Genomic DNA, 18,867 nt, shown 5'->3' on the forward strand with positions numbered 1-18,867 from the left:
TCAGACCGGCCATCGCGGCGTCGGTTTCGCGCACCTGTTCAAGGATCAGCTGGGCTTGCCGGTAGAAGGTCTCGCCCTCTCCGGTGACCCGGACCGAGCGTGAATTGCGTTCGAGTAGGCGCAGCCCCAGCCCGGCCTCCAATCGCGCAAGTGCCGCCGATACCGTGGATTTCGGCATGCCGAGGGTCTTGGCGGCTGCCGTGATTCCGTTGCGGTCGACAACTGCAACGAAGACCGGGAGGTCGTCCATGTTCCACTTCATAAGGGTCTCCGGGATGGACATCGTCCATAAATCTGAACGCTACATCCAGTATGCATAAAATTGTCCATCAGTCGAACCTATGCAAAGTCACCGGACGCGAGCAACAGGAGTGACGCCCCAAGATCGGGGCTTCACCGGAAACGCCGGTGCAGGGGGGCATGGCCCGACCTGCGACTTCACCGGAGGAGAGACCTGAGGCGCGGGAGACGCCCGGGGTGCCGGCCATGTGCCGACGCCAACCGATCAGCTGTGCCCGATGCCGAGGGAATTGGGGGAGAGGTTCGCCGCCCCGCCAGCCAACTGGCCCGTGCCCGACCAGGCAGGGCCCCATGGGAGGATATCCATGTCCATCATCACCAAACTGACCGGCGCAGCCCTGGCCATCGGCCTGGGCGTCTCTGCCGCCGCCGCCGAAGAGCTGAAGTTCGCCAACTTCCTGGCCGCCGGTCACCCCTACACCATCCGCACCTTCGAGCCTTTCGCCGAGATGGTCGCCGAGAAGACCGGCGGAGAAGTCACCGTCGAGCTCTACAACGGCGGCGAACTTGGACCGGGCCCGGTCGAGCAGTATTCCCGCGCCCTGGACGGCGTGGCCGATTTCGCCATCTCGCTGGCCGGCTACACCGCCTCGACCTTCCCGCTGACCCTGGTCGGCGAGCTGCCCGGCGTGCTGGACGAAGCGACCGGCACCGCGACATTCTGGGACAACATGGATCTGCTGAAGGGCGAATACCGCCGGGTGCAGCTGGTGGCCCTGTGGTCTTCGGCGAAGAACTACATCTTCTCGGCCTCGACCCCGATCCGCACCCTTGAGGACATCAAGGGCCTGAAGGTCCGGGTGCCCTCGCGCAACACCGGCCTGATGGTCGAAGCCTGGGGCGCCACCCCGGTCTCGATGCCCGTTTCCGAGATCTACAACGCCCTGCAAACCGGCGTCATCGACGCGGCGATGATCGACGGCACCGGCGTCAACGCCTTCAAGCTGGGTGAGGTTTCGAAGTACCTGACCGTCGGCATCGAAAGCACCAACTCGCCCTTCTTCATCGTGATGAACCGCGACAGCTTCCGTGCCCTGGACGATGACGCCCAGGCTGCGATCCTGGAGGCTGGCCGCGCTGCTTCGGACCTGGGCCAGAAGACCCAGCTTGACGTCGCCGCCGAGGGCATCGCAGCCTTCGCCGCTCTGGAGGGTCACGAGGTGATCACCCCGACCGACGAGGCCATCGCCGCCTTCAACGAGGCCTCTGCCAGCATCATCCCCGAGGTCATCGCGGCCTCCGGTGACGGTGCCCAGGAGGTCTTCGACGCGCTGTCGGGAGAGTGACCCCGTGGCGGTCGCGAACGTGAAAGGCGCCCTGTCGGTGACAACCGACAGGGCAAGCTACGTGCTGGCCGTGATCGCGGCCGTCCTGCTGCTGAGCATGGTGGTCGTGCTGGCTGCCGGTGTCTCCGCGCGCTACTTCTTCGCCAACCCGATCCTCGGGCTGAACGAGATCGTGCAGCTGAACGCCGTGGCGCTGGTGATGCTGGCGCTGCCCTATGCCACCGCCTCGGGCGTGCATGTGCGGGCCGATATCTTCGATCCCTTCATCACCCGCTGGGGCCGCTTCGCGGGGGATCTCGTGACCCGCGCGATTTCCATCGTCGCGCTCTGGCAGCTGGTCGACCGTGCCTGGTGGAAGGCGCTGGATGCCCATGAATTCGAGGATGTGACCAATATGCTCGAGCTGCCTCTCTGGCCCTTCTACGGGCTGATTGGCCTGGGCATGGCGCTGTGCATCGCGGTTCTGGCCATCCAGTTCCTGCCGATCCTGATCTCGGGAAGGCCCGAAAATGAGTGACCTGACAATCGGCATCCTGGGCTTCGTCGCCCTGTTCGGGCTGATGATCTTCCGCATGCCGGTGGCCTTCGCCATGCTCTCGGTCGGCTTCTTCGGCACCTGGATCGTCGACGGGCTGCGCCGTGCCGGCGCGCTGATGATGACCGAGACCTACGGCGCCGTGGCGAACTATTCGCTGATCGTCGTGCCGATGTTCATCCTGCTGGGCAACGTCAGCTCCGAGGCGGGTTTCTCGCGCGGGCTCTACGATGCGGCCTACGCCTGGGTCGGACGGTTCCGCGGCGGCCTGGCCACGGCCTCGGTCATGGGCTGCGCGGCGTTTTCGGCTGTGTCGGGGTCCTCGGTGGCGACGGCCGTCACCATCGGCAAGGTGGCCCTGCCCGAGATGAAGCGGCTGGGCTACGGCGATGCGCTGTCCACCGGCTCGATCGCGGCGGGGGGCACTCTGGGCTTCCTGATCCCGCCCTCGACGGGCTTCGTGATCTACGCCATCCTGACCGAGGAAAGCATCGGTCGGCTGTTCATGGCAGGCATCCTGCCGGGGGCGCTTATGATGCTGCTGTTCATCGTGGCGATCTGGGTCGTTACCCTGCTGGACCCGGCGGCAGGCCCGAAGGGGCATCCGGTCGCCCTGGCCGAACGCTTCCGCACCCTGGCCCGCGCCCTGCCGCTGCTGGCGGTCATCGTGGTCTCCATCGGCGGCATCTACCTTGGTGTCTTCACGCCGGTCGAGGCCTCGGGGGTGGGCGCCGCGCTGACGGTGATCCTGGCCTTCGCCACCCGCGCCATCGGCACCCGTGGCTTCTGGCGGGCGGTGATGGACACGGTGCGCACCTCGGCCATGCTCTACATGATCGTCGTCGGCGCCAATGTCCTGAACCCGTTCCTGGCGCTGACCAATATCCCCGAGGCGCTGGAAAGCACCCTGACGGCGCTGGGCATTGGCGCCTATGGCACATTGCTGATCATCCTGCTCAGCTACCTGGTGCTGGGGATGTTCCTCGACGGCCTGGCAATGCTGGTGATCACGGTCCCGATCTACTACCCGGTGATCATGGCGCTGGGCTTCGACCCGATCTGGTTCGGCGTGATCGCGGTGATCGTCATCGAGATGGGCATGATCACCCCGCCCGTCGGACTCAACGTCTTCGTGGTCCGCAACGTGGCCGAGACGGTGCCCCTCTCGACGGTCTTCAAGGGCGTCACGCCTTTCCTGCTGGCCATGGTGCTCTGCCTGCTGCTGATCATCCTCTTCCCCGAGATCGCGCTGGTGATCCCGAACTCGATGTTCGGGTAGGGCTTGAGGGGGCGCTTCGGCGCCCCTTCTCATGTCGACGCGGGAAGCCCCCGGCCAGCGCATTTTGCGCCTCCGCAGGCAGGCAGCGCCGCCCTGACCCGCATCATCACCAGGCTGAAAATACTCCGGGGGAGTCTCCGGGACGGAGACGGGGGCAGCGCCCCCTCTTCCGGTGCCCAACCGCCAAAAGGCCGGCCGCTTCAGGGCCAGGCGGCGAAACTGGTGGTCTCGGCCTCGCGCCGCGCCCGGGCGGCACGGCGGAAACGCCCCGGTGCGAGGCCTTCCTGGCGGGTGAAGAAGCGGTTGAAATAGGCCGGATCCTGAAAGCCCAGGCGGAAGGCCACTTCCGAAACCGGCAGCGTCGAGTTGGTCAGCAGGTCCCGGGCATCGGCGAGGATCTCGCGGTGCAGGTAGCCCTGCGGGGAAAGGCCCGTGGCCTGGCGCACCAACGTGCCCAGCCGGTCACGCGAAATGCCGAGCGCGGCGGCATAGTCCGCCACAGGCCAGTGCTCGCGACCGTGGCGGGCGACCAGCAGCACGAAACGGTCCAGCAGAGAGCGGGTCGCAAGGCCGCCGGCGTGTCCCCCGGCCTCGGCGGCGCGCCACAGCCGCACCAGCAGCACCGAGACCAGGCTCTCGACGATCACCTCTGTGCCGCTGCGTGGGGTGCGCCCCTCCTCCGCGATCACCGCGAGGTGGCGCAGCAACTCGTCCCGGGTTTCCAGGGCCAGGGGCAACAGGCGCAGCTGCCCCAGCAGTCCGCGCAGGCGGGTCTGCATCGAGCCGGTCGGCAGCGCCCGTGCCAGCGCCACCGGGCCAAGCTGAAGCAGGGCGCCACGCGCCCCCGCCGAAAGTCTGAGGCGGGGGGCGGCGCCGGGTGGCAGCCAGAGCAGGCGGGGCGCATCGGCGGCAAGGTCCGGCGCGCCCGGTCCCTCCAGGCGGGCCCGGCCCGCTGCCAGCAGCACCAGATGCGACATCTCGGGTTCGAGCCGCAGTTCCGACGCCTGAAGGGCCGAGCGAAGCATCCGTGCTTCGAACTGCGGCGTTGTCAGCGGGCGGCCCTGAGCGGCACGGGGCGGTGAGGATTGCGGCATTCTGGCCCCATAAGTGCAATAATCACCCGCAGTAGTGCATTCCATGCGATCCGGCCACTGGTAGTCTCTGTCATCAGCCCTGGACGGTCGCGGAGGACCCGCCGTCCGAGGGAGGATTTGGGAGGAAGATCATGAGAAATGTCACGCGCAGGGCGCTGTCCTGCTACGTCTCCGCCATGGCCATCGGCCTGGCCTTGCCGGGCGCCGCCCTGGCCGCCGAGACGATCACTATCGGCTATGCCGTCTCGAAGTCGGGCCCCAATGCGGGCGGGGCCGGGATCAGCACGATCCCCAACTACGAACTCTGGGTGCACCAGGTGAACGAGAAGGGCGGCCTGCTGCTGCCCGACGGCTCGCGCGCCATGATCGAGGTGGTGGAATACGACGACCGCTCCAGCGCCGAGGATGCCGTCCGCGCCATCGAGCGCCTGGCGACCCAGGACAAGGTCGATTTCATCCTGCCGCCCTGGGGCACCGGCTTCAACCTGGCCATCGCGCCGCTGATGGATCGCTTCGGCTATCCGCAGCTGGCTGCGACCGCCGTCACCGACATGGCACCCGATCTTGCCAAGCGCTGGGACCGCAGCTTCTGGTTCCTCGGCGGTGGTCATGACTACGGCGATGCCCTGGCCAGCCTGCTGGGCGAGTTGAAGGAGAAGGGGCAGATCAATGACAAGGTCGCCGTGGTCTCGGTCGCCGACGGATTCGGCATCGACCTGATCAAGGCCGCCCGTCCGGCGCTGGAAGAGGCGGGCTTCGACCTGGTGGTCGACACCACCTATCCCGCCGGCACCTCGGACTTCGCCACGATGATCAGCGGAGCGGCGGGCAGCGGTGCGGACACCTTCATCGCCTTCTCCTACCCGCCCGAGAGCTTCGGCCTGACCAAGGAGGCCCAGACTGCGGGCTTCAATCCCAAGGTCTTCTACGTCGGCGTCGGCGGGGCCTTCCCGATCTATCCGAACGTCACCGGCGGGATCGAAGAGGGCGTGATGTCGGTCGGTGGCGTCGATGCCGCCAGCCCGAAGATCCAGGAGTATTTCGCCGCGCACCAGGAGGTGACCGGCAAGCTGCCCGACAGCTGGGCCAGCGCCATCACCTACACCACGCTGGAAGTGCTGGAGCAGGCCATCGCCCGCGTCGGCCTGGATCACGCCGCCGTCGCCGAAGAGATCTCGACCGGGACCTTCGACACGATCATCGGCGAGGTGAAGCTGGAAGATAACCAGCTGCGCGACCTCTGGCTGACCGGCCAGTGGCAGGAGGGCAAGTTCGTCGCCGTGGCTCCGGCCGACCGTGACGGCGCCAGCGATCCCGTCGTGCCCAAGCCCGCCTGGGACTGAGACCCGTCAACGCGTCCCCCGTGCCAGTCCCGGGGGGCGCAGATCCAGGGCTGCGGCGTGCCCGAATGCGCTGCGGTCCGGCTGCGGGGTCGGAGGGACGGGGTAGCCCCCGACCCCGCACTTTTCACCGGAGATCACCTTGCTTTTGTCCACACTCGTCTTCGGCCTCGTGTTGGGGGGCTCCTATGCGCTGATCGCCATGGGCCTTTCCCTGCAATACGGGATCGCGCGGATCATGAACCTTGCCTATGGCGAAGTGATGATCTGCGCCGCCTTCGCGGCCATGCTTCTGTTCAACGTGGCGGGGCTGAGCCCGCTGCTGTCCCTCGTCCTGCTGGTGCCTGCCGGATGGGCCATCAGCTGGGGCATCTACCAGGTGATGATGCGCCCGCTGGTGGCGCGTTCGGGCACGACCGGGCGGCTCGAGGTCGATTCGATCCTCGCCACCTTCGGTCTGCTCTTCGTCGTGCAGGGGGTGCTGCTGGTGCTCTTCGGCGGCAACTTCCAAAGCTATGCCTTCCTGGGCCAGGGCGTGAACGTGCTGGGCACCCAGGTCGCGCTGAACCGGCTGATCGCCTTCGGCCTGTCGGTGCTGATCGGCGGCGGCCTTTACCTTGCGCTGACCCACAGCCGCTGGGGCCTGGCCCTGCGCGCCGTGGCGCTCAGCCCCGGCTCCGCCCCGCTCGTCGGGATCGAGGTCAACCGCGTGGCCCGTGCGGGCTTCGCCCTTGGCGGCGCGCTGGCTGTCGCGGGCGGCGTGGTGCTGTCGATGTACCAGACCTTCAGCGCCACCATGGGCGTGATCTACACGATGAAAGCCCTGGTGATCGTCATCATGGGCGGCGTCGGCAACCTGCTGGGCGCGCTGATCGCGGGCCTTCTGCTGGGCCTGATCGAGACCTTCGTGTCGGTCTACATCGACCCCGGCCTGACGCTGGCCGCGACCTATGGCCTGTTCCTCGTCATCCTGCTGTGGCGCCCGCAGGGCCTGTTCGGAGGTGCCAAATGACCGGCTCCCTGATTGCGCTTGCCGTTCTCGCCCTGGTGGCCTGCGGCCCCTACATCCTTGACGCCTACGGCATCGGCCTGCTGATCGGCGCTGTCAGCTACACCATCCTGGCCTCGGCCTGGGCGATGTTCTCGGGCCCGACGCGCTACATCTCGCTGGCCACGGTCGCCTTCTACGGCACCGGTGCCTACACCGTCGCCGTGCTGTCCGAGGCGCTGCCCTGGCCACTGGTGCTGGTCTCGGCTGCCGTGATCGGCGGCGTGCTGGCGCTTCTGGTCGGCCTGTCCACCCTGCGCCTTGCGGGCATCTACTTCGTCATCTTCAGCTTCGGCCTGGCCGAGCTGATCCGCCAGCTGATCACCTGGTTCGAGGTCTCTGTCTCGGGCACGCTGGGCCGCTACATCTTCCTCGAACTGGAGCCGCGCCACGTGCTCTGGCAACTGCTGGCGCTGGCTGCCGTGGTCGTCTTGATCACCGGCTGGATCCACCGGAGCCGCATCGGCCTGGCGCTGAAGGTCATCGGCGATGACGAGACCGTTGCGGCCCACGCTGGCATCAACCTGGCCCGCACCAAGCTGATCCTCTTCGTGCTCTCCTCGGTGCTGATCACGCTGGTCGGTGCCATCCAGTCACCCCGCTGGGTCTATGTCGAGCCGGGCATCGTGTTCAATCCGCAGGTCAGCTTCCTGACCGTGATCATGGCGCTGCTTGGCGGGGCCACGAAACGCTGGGGCCCGGTGCTGGGTGCTGTGCCGCTGTTCCTGCTCTTCGAATGGCTCTCGGCACGCTTCCCGGATCACTTCTCGATCCTGCTGGGCCTGCTGTTCATCGGCGTGGTCTTCCTGCTGCCCGACGGCGTGCTGGCCGCGATCGAGAAGCTGCGCAAGAAGAAGGAGGCCCGGGCATGATGCTGGAGATCCACGAAGCGGCGAAACATTTCGGCGGCGTGCGCGCGGTCGATGGCTTGAGCTTCTCGATGAACGAGGGCGAGGTCGTCGGCCTGCTGGGGCCGAACGGCTCGGGCAAGACGACGCTGATGAACCTCGTGTCGGGGGCGCTGAAGCCGACCTCCGGGGACATCCTGTTCGACGGCGTGGCCATCGGCGGCAAGCGTCCCGATGTCATCGCCCGGGCCGGCGTGGCCCGGACCTTCCAGCTGGTGCGCGTGCTGCCCTCGCTGTCGATCCTGGAAAACGTCATGGTGCCCGCCGCCTTCGGGCGCGAGGCGCTCTGGGGACGTGCGGCCGAGGCCCGCGCCGAGGAGAGCCTTGCACGTGTCGGCCTGAAGGTTTCGCCCGGCAAGCTGGCGGGCGACCTGACCTATATCGACCAGAAGCGGCTGGAACTGGCGCGCGCACTGGCCGCCCGTCCGCGCCTGCTGCTGCTGGACGAATGGCTGGCGGGCCTGAACCCGACCGAGCTGCAGGAGGGCATCGCCCTGATCCGCCAGCTGGAAGCCGAAGGGCTGACGATCCTGCTGGTGGAACACATCATGGATGCGGTGCGCGCCCTCTGCCCGCGCTGCGTGGTCATGGCCAGCGGATCCAAGATCGCCGACGGCCCGACCGCCGAGGTGCTGGACCAGCCCGAGGTCGTGGCCGCCTACCTGGGAGGAATCGATGCCTGATTTCGACGGTTTGCAACTGGATGGGCTGACCATCCGCTACGGCAAGCACCTGGCGCTGGACCGCGTGACGGTGACCGTGGGACGGGGCGAATGCGTTGCCCTGCTGGGGGCCAACGGGGCGGGGAAGTCCTCGCTGCTGAAGGCCATCGGCGGGCTGGTACGCCCCGAGGGCGGCAGCGTGCGCCTCGGCGGGCGGGTGCTGAGCGACCTGCCCGCGCATCGCATCGTCACCGAGGGCGTGGCGCTGGTGCCCGAGGGGCGGGGCATCTTCCCGCGGCTCTCGGTCGAAGAGAACCTGGTGCTGGGGGCCAATCCGGCGCGCGCCCGCAAGGGCGAGGCGGACAAGCGGGCGCAGGTCTTCGATCTCTTCCCCAAGCTCGCCGAGCGCCGCCGCCAGATCGCAGGCACCATGTCGGGGGGCGAACAGCAGATGGTCGCCATCGCCCGCGCGCTGATGTCGAACCCCGACTTCCTGCTGCTGGACGAACCCTCGCTGGGCCTCGCCCCCATCGTCACGAAGGAGCTCTTCGAGGCGCTTGGTCGCATCCGCCAGACTGGCCTTGCCATTCTTCTGGTCGAACAGAATGTTCGGGAAAGCCTGAAGCTGGCGGATCGTGGCTACCTGCTGGAAGCGGGCCGGATCGTCGGACAGGGGGCCGCGGACCAGCTGGCAGAGGACCCTGCCGTACAACATGCCTTCCTCGGCGGCACCACCGCCGAGATCGACTGAGGCCCTTCCCGGCGGCACAGTCGCCGGGGCAACCAAGACCAGCCAGGGCGGCCCTGCCGCCGGGAACACCTGAAGAAAGAGGATCAAGAACATGGATCAGATCGACCTCTATATCGGCGGCGCGCACAAGCCCGCCTCCAACGGCGCCCGCTTCGAGCGCACCAACCCGGTCACCGGCAAGGCCGTGACCTCGGCCGCGGCGGCGACCACCGATGATGCCATGGCGGCAGTGGATGCGGCAGCCGCGGCCTTCCCGGCCTGGTCGCAGACCTCGCCCGCCGAACGGCGCGGCTACCTGCTGAAGGCCGCCGAGCGGCTGCGCGAAGCAGGCCCCGAGATCATCCGCGCGATGCAGGAGGAGATCGGCGCCACCGAGGCCTGGGCCGGGTTCAACGTGCACCTGGCGTCCGAGATGCTGGTCGAGGCCGCGGGCCTCACCACCCAGATCAAGGGCGAGATCATCCCCAGCAACCGCCCCGGCTCCACCGCCATGGCGGTGCGCCAGCCGGTTGGCGTGGTGCTGTCCATCGCGCCCTGGAACGCGCCGGTGATCCTGGGCACCCGCGCCATCGCGACGCCGCTGGCCTGCGGCAACACGGTGGTGATGAAGACCTCGGAACTCTGCCCCCGCGTCCATGCGCTGATGCTGGAAGCCATCGCCGGGGCGGGCATGCCTGAAGGTGTGCTCAACGCCGTGTCGAACGCGCCCGAGGATGCGCCGAAGATCGTCGAGACGCTGATCGCCCAGCCCGCCGTTCGCCGGATCAACTTCACCGGCTCGACCCGCGTTGGCCGGATCATCGCCGAGACCGCCGCGCGCCACCTCAAGCCCGCGCTGCTGGAACTGGGCGGCAAGGCGCCGCTGATCGTGCTGGATGATGCGGATATCGAGGCCACGGTCTCGGCCGCCGCCTTCGGCGCCTACATGAACCAGGGCCAGATCTGCATGTCGACCGAGCGGATCATCGTCATGGACGAGATCGCCGACCGTTTCGTCGAGGCTTTCGGCGCGAAGGTCGCCACGCTGACTGCCGGTGACCCGCGCGAGGCGGCGCAGCCGCTTGGCTCGCTGGTCAATGCCGAGGCCGCGGGCCGCGTGAAGTCCCTGGTCGAGGATGCGCTGGCCAAAGGCGCCCGGCTGGTCGCCGGCGGCGGTGGTTCCGGCACCATGCTGGATGCCACGGCGATCGATGGCGTGACCCCCTCGATGCGGCTCTATGCCGAGGAAAGCTTCGGGCCAGTGGTTTCGATCATCCGCGTCGGCTCGATCGACGAGGCGGTGAGCGTGGCAAACGAGAGCGAATTCGGCCTCTCCGCGGCGGTCTTCGGCAGGGATCAGGCCCGGGCCCTCTCGGTCGCACGCCGGATCGAGAGCGGCATCTGCCATGTCAACGGCCCGACCGTGCACGACGAGGCGCAGATGCCCTTCGGCGGCGTCAAGGACTCGGGCTACGGCCGTTTCGGCGGTACGCAGGGCATCAACGAGTTCACCGAGCTGCGTTGGATCACCATGCAGGACGGCCCGCTGCACTATCCGCTCTGAGGCATCCGCCTCCGGCGGGAGTATTTCAGGCCCGGTGATGAGCATGGAGGGAGCCGATCTGGCTCCCTCCTTCTGCTTCCGGGAGCGTGCACGCTCTCCATGGCAAAAGAAGGCCGCCTCGATGTCCGGACCTGTTCCATCACCAGGCTGGAAATACTCCGGGGGACTCCGCACAGCGGAGGGGGGCAGAGCCCCCTACGCCGTCTTCGTGAAGCGATACACCGTCTGATTGCGATAGACCTCGCCGGGCCGGATCACCGGGTCGGGGAAGCTGTCGTGGTTGGGCGCATCGGGCCATTCCTGGGTTTCCATCGCCAGCCCTGCGCGGGGGGCATAGGCAAGACCATCGAGGCCGGGCAGGCCTTCGGTCGGCAGATGTGCGGCATTGTAGACCTGAAGGCCGGGCGCATCGGTTTCCACCTCCAGCACCAGCCCGTCGCGGCCCGTCAGGCGGGCGGCGGGGCCGTCGCCGTCGAGGCAGAAGTTGTGGTCGTAGCCATGGGGGCCGATCTGGCGCGGGGTGCGGAAATCGAAGGGCGTCGCGGCGACCGGGGAGATCTCTCCCAGCGGGATCAGGCGGTCATCGACGGGAAGGTAGTGTTCGGCAGCGATCTGCAGGGTCTGACCCGCCACGTCGCCAGCCCCGTCGAGGCAGAAGTAGCTGTGATGGGCCAGCGAGATCGGGCAGGCGGCCGAGGGGGTGGCCTCCATGGTAATCTCGAGCGCCGTGCCGGTGACGCGGTAGGTGACCGAGACGGCGCAGCGACCGGGGAAGCCCATGTCGCCATCCGCCAGCAGCAGGGCGAAGGTGGCGCTGTCGGGGGTCTGCTCTTCTAGCGACCAGTTCAGCACCCCGGTGCCGGCGCTGCCGCCATGCAGGCAGGTCTGCCCGGACTCGTTCCGGTCCAGCTGGTAGCTGCGTCCGTCAAGGCTGAACCGGCCCCCGGCAATGCGGTTGGCATAACGGCCCACGGTGGCGCCGAAGTAGTTCATCGGGCCGAGGTAGTCCTCGAGACGGGGCGAGCCCAGCACGAGGGGATGCGCGACACCCGCGAGGCGCAGGTCCTGCAGCCGTGCGCCATGGGTCAGCAGGGTGGCGCGCAGGGCGCCGGTGCCGATGGTGACGCCATGCACGGGGCTGCCGTCGGGCAGCAGGCCGAAGAGCGCCGGGGTCACAGGATCACCTGGTGTTCGCGCTGGCCCAGGACACCGGGGCGCAGCTCGTAGAGCACCCCCTGGGCCGCATCCGGGCTGTTGATCCCCTCGCGCGCGGTGGTGACATAGAGCGTCGACAGGTCCGCACCGCCGAAGGCCGGGCAGGAACTGTGCTGCCCGCCGACCGCGACCGCACGGTCGAAGCTGCCGTCCGGCAGGTAGCGGGCGACGCGTCCGGTCCCCCACTGGGCGTTCCACAGCCCTCCCTCGGCATCGACCACGGCGCCATCGGGGTAGAGCCCCTCGGGGGCGAGATCGACGAAGAGGTCCGGCGTCCCCTCGGGCCAGCCCTCGGCATCCAGCGTCACGCGCATGATCTTCCGGGTCGGCGTGTCGGCGAAATAGGCGGTGCGGCCATCGGGGGCGAAGCAGATCGCGTTCGAGATGCTGATACTGCCCCAGAGCTTGCGCAGCTCACCCCGGTAATAGCGGTAGATCGCCCCGGCGCCGGGCTGGGCCTTCTTGCCCATGGTGCCGATCCAGAATCCGCCCTGCGGATCGGCGCGCCCGTCGTTGGAGCGTGTCGCCGCGTTGCCGGCCTCGAGGTCGACCAGCTTGTCGCGGGTGCCGGTCTGGATGTCGAAGCGCCAGAGGCCGGTTTCCGAGGCCAGCAGCAGGGTGCCCTCATCCACCCAGCCCGCTGCCGAATGGTATTCGTCGAAGCGCCATTCCAGTGGCGTATCGCCCTGCCGGGACAGCAGCTTGCGGCCCATGATGTCGAACCAGAACAGCTGGCCGCGCAGGGGATGCCAGAGCGGGCCTTCGCCCAACTCGCAGGGACGGGGATCGCAGAGAGTGGCGCTCATGATGGCATGACCTCGTCGTAGCGGGCGACCATGGCCGCGGCGCGGGTGCCGACGTCTGCCGCGCTGTCGCCAGGCTTGTAGAGCGCGGTGCCGATGCCGAAGCCATTGGCGCCTGCGGCGGCCCATTCGGCGAAATTGTCGGGGCCTGCGCCGCCGACGGCGTAGACCGGGACCGCGGCGGGGATCACCGCGCGCATGGCTTTCAGGCCGGCGGGGCCGATCAGCGAGCCGGGGAACAGCTTCAGCCCGTCCGCACCGGCGCGGATGGCCGAGAAACACTCGGTCGGGGTCATGACGCCGGGCCAGCTTTCAAGGCCGCGGGCCTTGGTGGCGGCGATGACCTCGGGGTTGGCATCGGGCGAGACGATCAGCTTGCCGCCAGCCTCGGCCACGTTGGAAAGATCTTCCAGCGCCAGCACGGTGCCTGCGCCGATCAGCGCGTCGTTGCCGTAGGCCTCGGCCATCAGGGAGATGGATTTCAGCGGCTCAGGCGAGTTCAGCGGCACCTCGATCGAGGTGATCCCGGCGCCGATCAGCGCTTCGGCGATCGGCAGGGCGTCGGCGGGCGTGATGCCGCGCAGAATGGCGATGATGTTGCGGCGCATGGCCTCTCCTTCCCTCGGCGCAGGGCGCCGTCCTTATTCGCCCCCGGTGCAGGGCGCCGTCTTCCTTGATCCGTGACGCAGGCCGCGTCCGGGCATGGCCTGGGCGGCGGGCGCCCCTCAGGCCTGTTCGAGCTGATGCGCGGCGATCAGGCCGCTCAGCGCCAGCTCGGGGTTCGTGGCGGCGCGAGCACTGCCGCCGAGGCGTTCCATCGCCGCGATATAGCGGCGGGTCAGCCGGGGCGAGCCGACGACCACCACGTCGCGGTTCTGCCAGAAGTCCTGCGCGCCTGCCAGTTCGGTGCCGATCAGCAGACCCGACAGCCGCCCCGTGGCCGAGGCGGGGGCGAGCCCCTCCAGCAGCGAGGCGGGGCGGATCGAAAACAGCTCCATCGCCAGGGCGGCGGGCTCGGCAAAGCCGGTGGCGAGGGCGGCGAGGAAGGCGCCCTCGTCCGCTTCGCCGTCGTCGGAAAGCGAATGACGCAGGACCGAGTGCTTGCCGACCAGGGCGAAGATCTCGCCCGTCATGGCGGTGCGGAAGGACAGCACCTGGCCGCCCGCCACGCGGACCCACTTGGTATGGGTGCCGGGCAGGCAGAGGGTGCCGTCGAAATCGGGCTCATCGGCAAGGAACCCGGCGATCTGGGTCTCTTCGCCGCGCATCACGTCGGCGGGGCCGGACTGGCAGAGGCCGGGCATGATGCGGACAGAGATCCGCGTGTCGCTAGTCGGTGCCACGACCGGCGCGCCGCCCCCGGCGGGCGGGCAGGGGACCTGGGCGTAGGGCGCTTCGATCCAGCCCTGCTTGGCACCGGCCATGCCGCAGATCAGGACCGGGGTCACGCGGTCCGGGGCCAGAAGGTCTTCGGCCAGCCGCAGCAGGGCTGGCTCGAATTGGTCAGGTGTCAGGCCGCCCATGCCCTCGGCGGAGCTGCGTTCCGCGAGCACCTCTCCTCCGGGCCCGAGGGCCCAGAGACGCAGGTTCGATGTGCCCCAGTCGGCGGCAATCCAGTCGGCGGTTGTCCGGTCGGACACGTCGGCGGCCTGCACGGGTCAGATGTCCTGAAGATCGCCGGGCAGCAGGGCCGGGTCGATGTTCTGGTAGCAGACCGGACGCAGGAAGCGACGGATTGCCATGGTGCCCACCGAGGTGGCGCCGAAGTTGGTCGACGCGGGGTAGGGGCCGCCATGGACCATGCTGTCGCAGACCTCGACGCCGGTCGGGAAGCCATTGGCCAGCACGCGGCCCGCCTTGCGCTCGAGCACCGGCAGCAGCTTGGCGGCTTCGGCCTTGTCGCCTGCGTCCATCATCAGCGTGGCGGTCAGCTGACCGGCGAAGCCACGGGCCACGGCCAGCATCTCGTCCATGTCCTTGACCACGATGGCGATGCCGAGCGGGCCGAAGACCTCGTGGCTGAGGGCCTCGTTGGCCAGCCATTCCGCGCCGGTGGTGCGGAAGACATAGGGCGTTGCGTTGCGTGAGGAGCAGGTCGAGGTCATGACCTCCTGCACGCCGGTCTGTGCCGCGATGGCGTCACGGCCCGAGCGATAGGCATCGGCGATGCCCTCGGTCAGCATGACCTGCGGGCCGGTGGCCTCCAGCGCCTCCTTGGCGGTGGCGAGGAAGGTTTCGGTCTCGGGGCCCTCCAGCAGCACCAGGACGCCGGGGTTGGTGCAGAACTGGCCCGCGCCCATGGTCAGCGACCCGGCCCAGCCCTTGGCCATGTCTTCGGCCCGGGCCGACATGGCGGCGGGCAGGAAGAACATCGGGTTGATCGAGCCCAGTTCGCCGAAGAAGGGGATCGGGGCGTCGCGCTGTGCGCAGAGGTCGAACAGCGCCTTGCCGCCGCGCAGCGAGCCGGTGAAGCCGACCGCGTTGATCAGCGGGTGCTGGACCAGCGCGCCGCCGACCTCGTAGCTGCCGCCATGCACCATCGAGAAGGTGCCTGCGGGCATGCCGGTCTTCTCGATCGCGGCCTTGATCGCCTCGGCGACGATCTCTGCGGTGCCGGGGTGGGCCTCATGGCCCTTGACGACGACCGGGCAGCCGGCGGCCAGTGCCGAGGCGGTGTCACCGCCGGCGGTGGAGAAGGCCAGCGGGAAGTTCGAGGCACCGAAGACGGCGACGGGGCCTACGGGGCGCTGGATCATGCGCAGGTCGGGACGGGGCAGGGGCGCACGGTCGGGCAGGGCCTTGTCGTGGCGCACGTCAAGGTAGGCGCCGTCGCGGATGTGGCTGGCGAAGAGACGCAGCTGGCCGGTGGTGCGGCCGCGCTCGCCCTGCAGGCGGCCTTCGGGCAGGCCGGTCTCGGCGGTGCCGATGGCGGTGATGGCCTCGCCGCGGGCCTCGATCTCGTCGGCGATGGCGTCGAGGAAGGCGGCGCGCTCTTCGCGGCTGGTGTAGCCATAGGTCCAGAACGCCTCTTCGGCGGCCTGCACGGCGCGGTCGACCAGCGCGGCGGTGCCCTTCGAGACAGCGATGGACACGCCGGTGACAGGGGTTGAGGCGAAGGTGTCGTCGGACCCGACCCATTCGCCTGCGATCAGGTGTTTGCCGTGGAAAGTCATGTCATTGCTCCCTTACTTGCCCCAGGACAGCGCCATGATGTCCAGATCGGACGCCAGTTGGAGGAGGCGCGTCCGGGTGCGTTCGGTCATGGGTTTCAGCGGATGGCGGACGTGATCGGACTTGATGACGCCGCCTTCCTTGTAAACCACCTTGCAGGCGCGCAGCCCGCACTGGCGGTTCTCGTGATTGATCAGCGGCATGCAGAGGTTCCATTGCGCCAGGGCCGCGTCCTTGTCACCCGCCAGGTAGTGGGTGACGATGGGGCGGATCTTCTCGGCGAACATGCCAGAGGTCATGGTGCCGGTGCAACCGGCGTCCAGGTCGGCGAGCAGCGTGACCGCTTCCTCGCCGTCGAAGGGCCCGATGATGTCATCGCCGCCAGCTTCGATCAGCGCCGCCAGCTTGTCGGCGGCGAAGGGGGTTTCCATCTTGAAGTAGGAGACGTTCTCGATCTCCTTGGCCATCTTGACCAGCAGCGGCACGGGCAGGGTGACGCCCGACAGCGGCGCGTCCTGGATCATGATCGGAATGCTGATCGCGTCCGACACCATGGCGAAATGTTCGAAGATCATTTCGGGCGGCGGGACGAGGCCGACGCCGTGGTAGGGCGGCATCATCATCAGCATCGAGGCGCCAAGCGCCTGGGCCTCTTTCGCGCGGTCGACGACGATCTGGGTCGAGAAATGCGACACGGTGACGATCACCGGCACGCGGCCTGCGACATGTTCCAGGCTGAGGCGGGTCAGCAGGCGGCGCTCGTCATCAGACAGCACGAACTGCTCGGAGTAGTTGGCCAGGATGCAGATGGCGTCGACGCCCTGGTCGATCAGGCAGTCAAGGACGCGCTTCATGCCCTCTTCGTCGACGGTGCCGTCATCGAGGAAGGGCGTGGGCGCAACGGGGAGGATGCCGGTCAGGGGAGTTTTCACTGTACGGTCCTTTCGGAAATGTCGGGAAGAATCAGAATTCGAAGGGCTCGACCACCGAGCGGCGGCCAAGAAGGAAGGCGTCGGCAACATGGCGCAGCGGGCGCAGGTCCATGTCGATGCCGCCTGCGCGCACCAGCTCTGCCATCTTGGCGTAGAGCCGGGGGTATTCGCCATCGAGACCCGAGTGATGCTCGCCCAGCTCTTCGCCGTCGATGTACATGTTGGCGCCGCCATTGGTCAGCAGCAGGGTGCCTTCTTCGCAGCGGGCCTCGATCGACCAGGTCTGTTGGCCTTCCTGGCGGAAGTCGAAGTCGCAGGTCACCCGGGCGTTGCCGGGGTGGTAGAAGGCCAGGTCCGCGGCAATCGGCGCCTGCCGGTTCTCGGGGAACGACAGGGTCGCGGATTGCAGGTGGATCGGATCGGGCAGGATCTCGGTCACGATGGACAGGGCATTGATGCCCGGATCGAAGACGCCGAGACCGCCGGCCTCGAAGATCCAGTCCTGGCCGGGATGCCAGCGGCGCACGTCCTCGCGCCAGGTGACATGCAGCGACTTCAGCGTCTTGTCCGCAAGCCAGGCCTTGGCGGGCGCGACCTTGTCGGCCTCGCGCGAATGCCAGGTGGCGTAGATCGACAGGCCCTTGTCGCGGGCCATCTGTTCCAGCGCGATACATTCGGCCAGCGTCGCCCCCGGGGGCTTTTCCAGCATGACGTGACGCCCGGCGGCCAGAGCCTTCGCGGCGTAGTCGAAGCGCGGCACGGGGGGCAGGCACAGCGATACCACACGGATCTCGGGGCGGGCTTCCAGCATCCCGGTGAACGAGGTGAAGGCCTCGACCCCCTCGACCGTGCCCGAGCGTGAGACGGTCGCCGCCAGCTCCCAGTCGGGGGAGGTGGCGAGCGAGGGGACGTGCTGATCCACGGCGATCTTGCCGATGCCGACGAGTGCGATATCCATCAGTGGGCATCCTTCCCGACGGCATTGCCCCGGCAGCCCTTGAGGAAGTCCAGGTCGGCGCCGGTGTCGGCGCCCTCGACGTGCTGCTGGTGCAGCCACCCGTAGCCGGACTTGAAGCGTTCGTGGGCCGGTTGCCATTCTGCCAGGCGGGCGGCGAGCTCTTCGTCCGTGATGTCCAGGTGGACCCGGCGCGCGGCCACGTCCAGTTCGATCATGTCACCGTTGCGCACCACGGCCAGCGGGCCACCGGCGGCAGCTTCGGGCGAGGTGTGCAGCACGACGGTGCCATAGGCGGTGCCGGACATGCGCGCATCCGAGATGCGGACCATATCGGTGATGCCCTTCTGCAGGACTTTCGGCGGCAGACCCATGTTGCCCACTTCGGACATGCCCGGGTAGCCCTTGGGCCCGCAGTTCTTCAGCACCATGACGCAGGTCTCGTCGATATCGAGATCGGGGTCGTTGATCTTGGCCTTGTAGTCGTCGATGTCCTCGAAGACTACGGCGCGGCCCCGGTGCTGCATCAGGTGCTTGGAGGCGGCAGAGGGTTTCAGCACGGCGCCGTTCGGCGCCAGGTTGCCCTTCAGCACGGCGATGCCGCCCTGCGGGGTCAGGCCTTTGCCGACCGGACGGATGACGTCCTCGTTGTGGTTCAGGACATCCTTGACCTCGTCCCAGATCGTCTCGCCCGAGACGGTCAGCGCGTCCTTGTGCAGCAGCCCGGCCTCGCCGAGGCGCTTCAGAACCACGGGCAGGCCACCGGCGTAGAAGAACTCTTCCATCAGGTATTCGCCCGAGGGCATGAGGTTGACGATGGTTTCCACGTCGCGGCCGCAACGGTCCCAGTCGTCGAGGCTGAGGTCGACGCCCTGCACGCGGCCCGCGATGGCCAGCAGGTGGATCACGGCATTTGTCGAGCCGCCGATGGCACCATTGGTGCGGATGGCGTTTTCGAAGGCGGCCTTGGTCATGATGTCGGAGGGCTTCAGGTCATCCTTGACCATCTGCACGATGCGGCGGCCCGACATCTGCGCCATGACGC

The 18,867-nt window shown here is 68.1% G+C and carries 19 protein-coding genes and 1 pseudogene; 10 read left to right on the top strand and 10 right to left on the bottom strand.

Annotation, left to right across the window (positions count from 1 at the left end; genetic code table 11):
- Window positions 1-250, bottom strand: a 250-nt coding sequence (locus tag OS124_RS25435; protein ID WP_010141846.1) for a LysR family transcriptional regulator, incomplete at its 3' end; no start/stop codon positions are given.
- A gap of 355 nt (window positions 251-605) precedes the next feature.
- Between OS124_RS25435 and OS124_RS0120500 the strand changes: the two genes are divergently transcribed.
- From OS124_RS0120500 to OS124_RS0120510, 3 genes are read left to right on the top strand one after another with little or no spacing between them, the layout of a single operon-like run.
- Window positions 606-1,586 carry a TRAP transporter substrate-binding protein gene (locus tag OS124_RS0120500; protein WP_010141847.1) on the top strand — a complete coding sequence of 327 codons (981 nt, stop codon included), beginning with the start codon at window positions 606-608 and terminating at the stop codon, window positions 1,584-1,586.
- Window positions 1,587-1,590: 4 nt separating this feature from the next.
- Entirely contained in the window at window positions 1,591-2,103 is a 513-nt protein-coding gene (locus OS124_RS0120505) for a TRAP transporter small permease (protein ID WP_010141848.1), read from the top strand.
- On the top strand, window positions 2,096-3,400 hold the full coding sequence (locus OS124_RS0120510; protein ID WP_010141849.1) for a TRAP transporter large permease: 1,305 nt from the start codon (window positions 2,096-2,098) through the stop codon (window positions 3,398-3,400). Before OS124_RS0120505 ends, OS124_RS0120510 begins: the two co-directional genes overlap by 8 nt.
- Before the next feature lie 200 nt (window positions 3,401-3,600).
- Here OS124_RS0120510 and OS124_RS0120515 read toward each other — a convergent pair whose 3' ends face one another.
- On the bottom strand, window positions 3,601-4,494 hold the full coding sequence (locus tag OS124_RS0120515) for a helix-turn-helix domain-containing protein (protein ID WP_029375609.1): 894 nt from the start codon (window positions 4,492-4,494) through the stop codon (window positions 3,601-3,603).
- A gap of 131 nt (window positions 4,495-4,625) precedes the next feature.
- On the opposite strand from OS124_RS0120515, the gene OS124_RS0120520 reads away from it, so the two are divergent.
- The 7 genes and pseudogenes from OS124_RS0120520 (at window position 4,626) to OS124_RS0120545 (ending at window position 10,746) form a co-directional block, all read left to right on the top strand.
- Window positions 4,626-5,837, top strand: a complete 1,212-nt coding sequence (locus OS124_RS0120520; protein ID WP_010141851.1) for an amino acid ABC transporter substrate-binding protein — start codon at window positions 4,626-4,628, stop codon at window positions 5,835-5,837.
- A gap of 145 nt (window positions 5,838-5,982) precedes the next feature.
- Window positions 5,983-6,846: an ABC transporter permease subunit gene (locus tag OS124_RS0120525; protein WP_010141853.1), complete on the top strand. Its 864-nt coding sequence runs from the start codon at window positions 5,983-5,985 to the stop codon at window positions 6,844-6,846.
- Entirely contained in the window at window positions 6,843-7,754 is a 912-nt protein-coding gene (locus OS124_RS0120530; protein WP_010141854.1) for a branched-chain amino acid ABC transporter permease, read from the top strand. The genes OS124_RS0120525 and OS124_RS0120530 overlap by 4 nt, the downstream gene beginning before the upstream one ends.
- Window positions 7,754-8,233, top strand: a pseudogene (locus tag OS124_RS0120535) (ATP-binding cassette domain-containing protein); the annotation flags it as partial. The gene OS124_RS0120530 and the pseudogene OS124_RS0120535, both read left to right, overlap by 1 nt.
- 144 nt (window positions 8,234-8,377) lie before the next feature.
- On the top strand, window positions 8,378-8,473 hold the full coding sequence (locus tag OS124_RS28385) for a hypothetical protein (protein ID WP_443189687.1): 96 nt from the start codon (window positions 8,378-8,380) through the stop codon (window positions 8,471-8,473).
- Window positions 8,466-9,203 (top strand): ABC transporter ATP-binding protein, encoded by a 738-nt coding sequence (locus OS124_RS0120540; RefSeq protein ID WP_010141856.1) that lies wholly within the window; start codon window positions 8,466-8,468, stop codon window positions 9,201-9,203. Before OS124_RS28385 ends, OS124_RS0120540 begins: the two co-directional genes overlap by 8 nt.
- Before the next feature lie 91 nt (window positions 9,204-9,294).
- Window positions 9,295-10,746: an aldehyde dehydrogenase gene (locus OS124_RS0120545; protein ID WP_010141857.1), complete on the top strand. Its 1,452-nt coding sequence runs from the start codon at window positions 9,295-9,297 to the stop codon at window positions 10,744-10,746.
- A gap of 195 nt (window positions 10,747-10,941) precedes the next feature.
- Here OS124_RS0120545 and OS124_RS0120550 read toward each other — a convergent pair whose 3' ends face one another.
- The 8 genes from OS124_RS0120550 to OS124_RS0120585 form a co-directional block, all read right to left on the bottom strand.
- Window positions 10,942-11,922: an aldose epimerase family protein gene (locus OS124_RS0120550; RefSeq protein ID WP_010141858.1), complete on the bottom strand. Its 981-nt coding sequence runs from the start codon at window positions 11,920-11,922 to the stop codon at window positions 10,942-10,944.
- On the bottom strand, window positions 11,919-12,767 hold the full coding sequence (locus OS124_RS0120555) for an SMP-30/gluconolactonase/LRE family protein (RefSeq protein ID WP_010141859.1): 849 nt from the start codon (window positions 12,765-12,767) through the stop codon (window positions 11,919-11,921). The genes OS124_RS0120550 and OS124_RS0120555 overlap by 4 nt, the downstream gene beginning before the upstream one ends.
- Window positions 12,764-13,372 (bottom strand): 2-dehydro-3-deoxy-6-phosphogalactonate aldolase, encoded by a 609-nt coding sequence (locus OS124_RS0120560; protein WP_010141860.1) that lies wholly within the window; start codon window positions 13,370-13,372, stop codon window positions 12,764-12,766. The genes OS124_RS0120555 and OS124_RS0120560 overlap by 4 nt, the downstream gene beginning before the upstream one ends.
- 117 nt (window positions 13,373-13,489) lie before the next feature.
- Window positions 13,490-14,419 (bottom strand): 2-dehydro-3-deoxygalactonokinase, encoded by a 930-nt coding sequence (locus OS124_RS0120565; protein ID WP_010141861.1) that lies wholly within the window; start codon window positions 14,417-14,419, stop codon window positions 13,490-13,492.
- A gap of 3 nt (window positions 14,420-14,422) precedes the next feature.
- Window positions 14,423-15,937, bottom strand: a complete 1,515-nt coding sequence (locus OS124_RS0120570; protein ID WP_010141862.1) for an aldehyde dehydrogenase (NADP(+)) — start codon at window positions 15,935-15,937, stop codon at window positions 14,423-14,425.
- A 12-nt stretch (window positions 15,938-15,949) separates the two neighbouring features.
- On the bottom strand, window positions 15,950-16,867 hold the full coding sequence (locus OS124_RS0120575) for a dihydrodipicolinate synthase family protein (RefSeq protein ID WP_010141863.1): 918 nt from the start codon (window positions 16,865-16,867) through the stop codon (window positions 15,950-15,952).
- Between the two features lie 31 nt (window positions 16,868-16,898).
- Window positions 16,899-17,825: a Gfo/Idh/MocA family protein gene (locus OS124_RS0120580; protein ID WP_010141864.1), complete on the bottom strand. Its 927-nt coding sequence runs from the start codon at window positions 17,823-17,825 to the stop codon at window positions 16,899-16,901.
- Window positions 17,825-18,867 (bottom strand): dihydroxy-acid dehydratase (locus OS124_RS0120585; RefSeq protein ID WP_010141865.1); only part of this gene is annotated, 1,043 nt, incomplete at its 5' end. The genes OS124_RS0120580 and OS124_RS0120585, both read right to left, overlap by 1 nt.

It is taken from the genome of Oceanicola sp. S124 (assembly GCF_000220565.1).
In the GTDB taxonomy this organism is placed as follows: domain Bacteria; phylum Pseudomonadota; class Alphaproteobacteria; order Rhodobacterales; family Rhodobacteraceae; genus Pseudooceanicola.

What these genes read in the sequence shown, in the direction of transcription:
- OS124_RS0120500 (WP_010141847.1), top strand. Translation starts at nt 606, where the DNA reads ATGTCCATCATCACCAAACTGACCGGCGCAGCCCTGGCCATCGGCCTG.
- OS124_RS0120510 (WP_010141849.1), top strand. Translation starts at nt 2,096, where the DNA reads ATGAGTGACCTGACAATCGGCATCCTGGGCTTCGTCGCCCTGTTCGGG.
- OS124_RS0120515 (WP_029375609.1), bottom strand. Translation starts at nt 4,494, where the DNA reads ATGCCGCAATCCTCACCGCCCCGTGCCGCTCAGGGCCGCCCGCTGACA.
- OS124_RS0120520 (WP_010141851.1), top strand. Translation starts at nt 4,626, where the DNA reads ATGAGAAATGTCACGCGCAGGGCGCTGTCCTGCTACGTCTCCGCCATG.
- OS124_RS0120530 (WP_010141854.1), top strand. Translation starts at nt 6,843, where the DNA reads ATGACCGGCTCCCTGATTGCGCTTGCCGTTCTCGCCCTGGTGGCCTGC.
- OS124_RS28385 (WP_443189687.1), top strand. Translation starts at nt 8,378, where the DNA reads ATGGCCAGCGGATCCAAGATCGCCGACGGCCCGACCGCCGAGGTGCTG.
- OS124_RS0120540 (WP_010141856.1), top strand. Translation starts at nt 8,466, where the DNA reads ATGCCTGATTTCGACGGTTTGCAACTGGATGGGCTGACCATCCGCTAC.
- OS124_RS0120545 (WP_010141857.1), top strand. Translation starts at nt 9,295, where the DNA reads ATGGATCAGATCGACCTCTATATCGGCGGCGCGCACAAGCCCGCCTCC.
- OS124_RS0120555 (WP_010141859.1), bottom strand. Translation starts at nt 12,767, where the DNA reads ATGAGCGCCACTCTCTGCGATCCCCGTCCCTGCGAGTTGGGCGAAGGC.
- OS124_RS0120560 (WP_010141860.1), bottom strand. Translation starts at nt 13,372, where the DNA reads ATGCGCCGCAACATCATCGCCATTCTGCGCGGCATCACGCCCGCCGAC.
- OS124_RS0120570 (WP_010141862.1), bottom strand. Translation starts at nt 15,937, where the DNA reads ATGACTTTCCACGGCAAACACCTGATCGCAGGCGAATGGGTCGGGTCC.
- OS124_RS0120580 (WP_010141864.1), bottom strand. Translation starts at nt 17,825, where the DNA reads ATGGATATCGCACTCGTCGGCATCGGCAAGATCGCCGTGGATCAGCAC.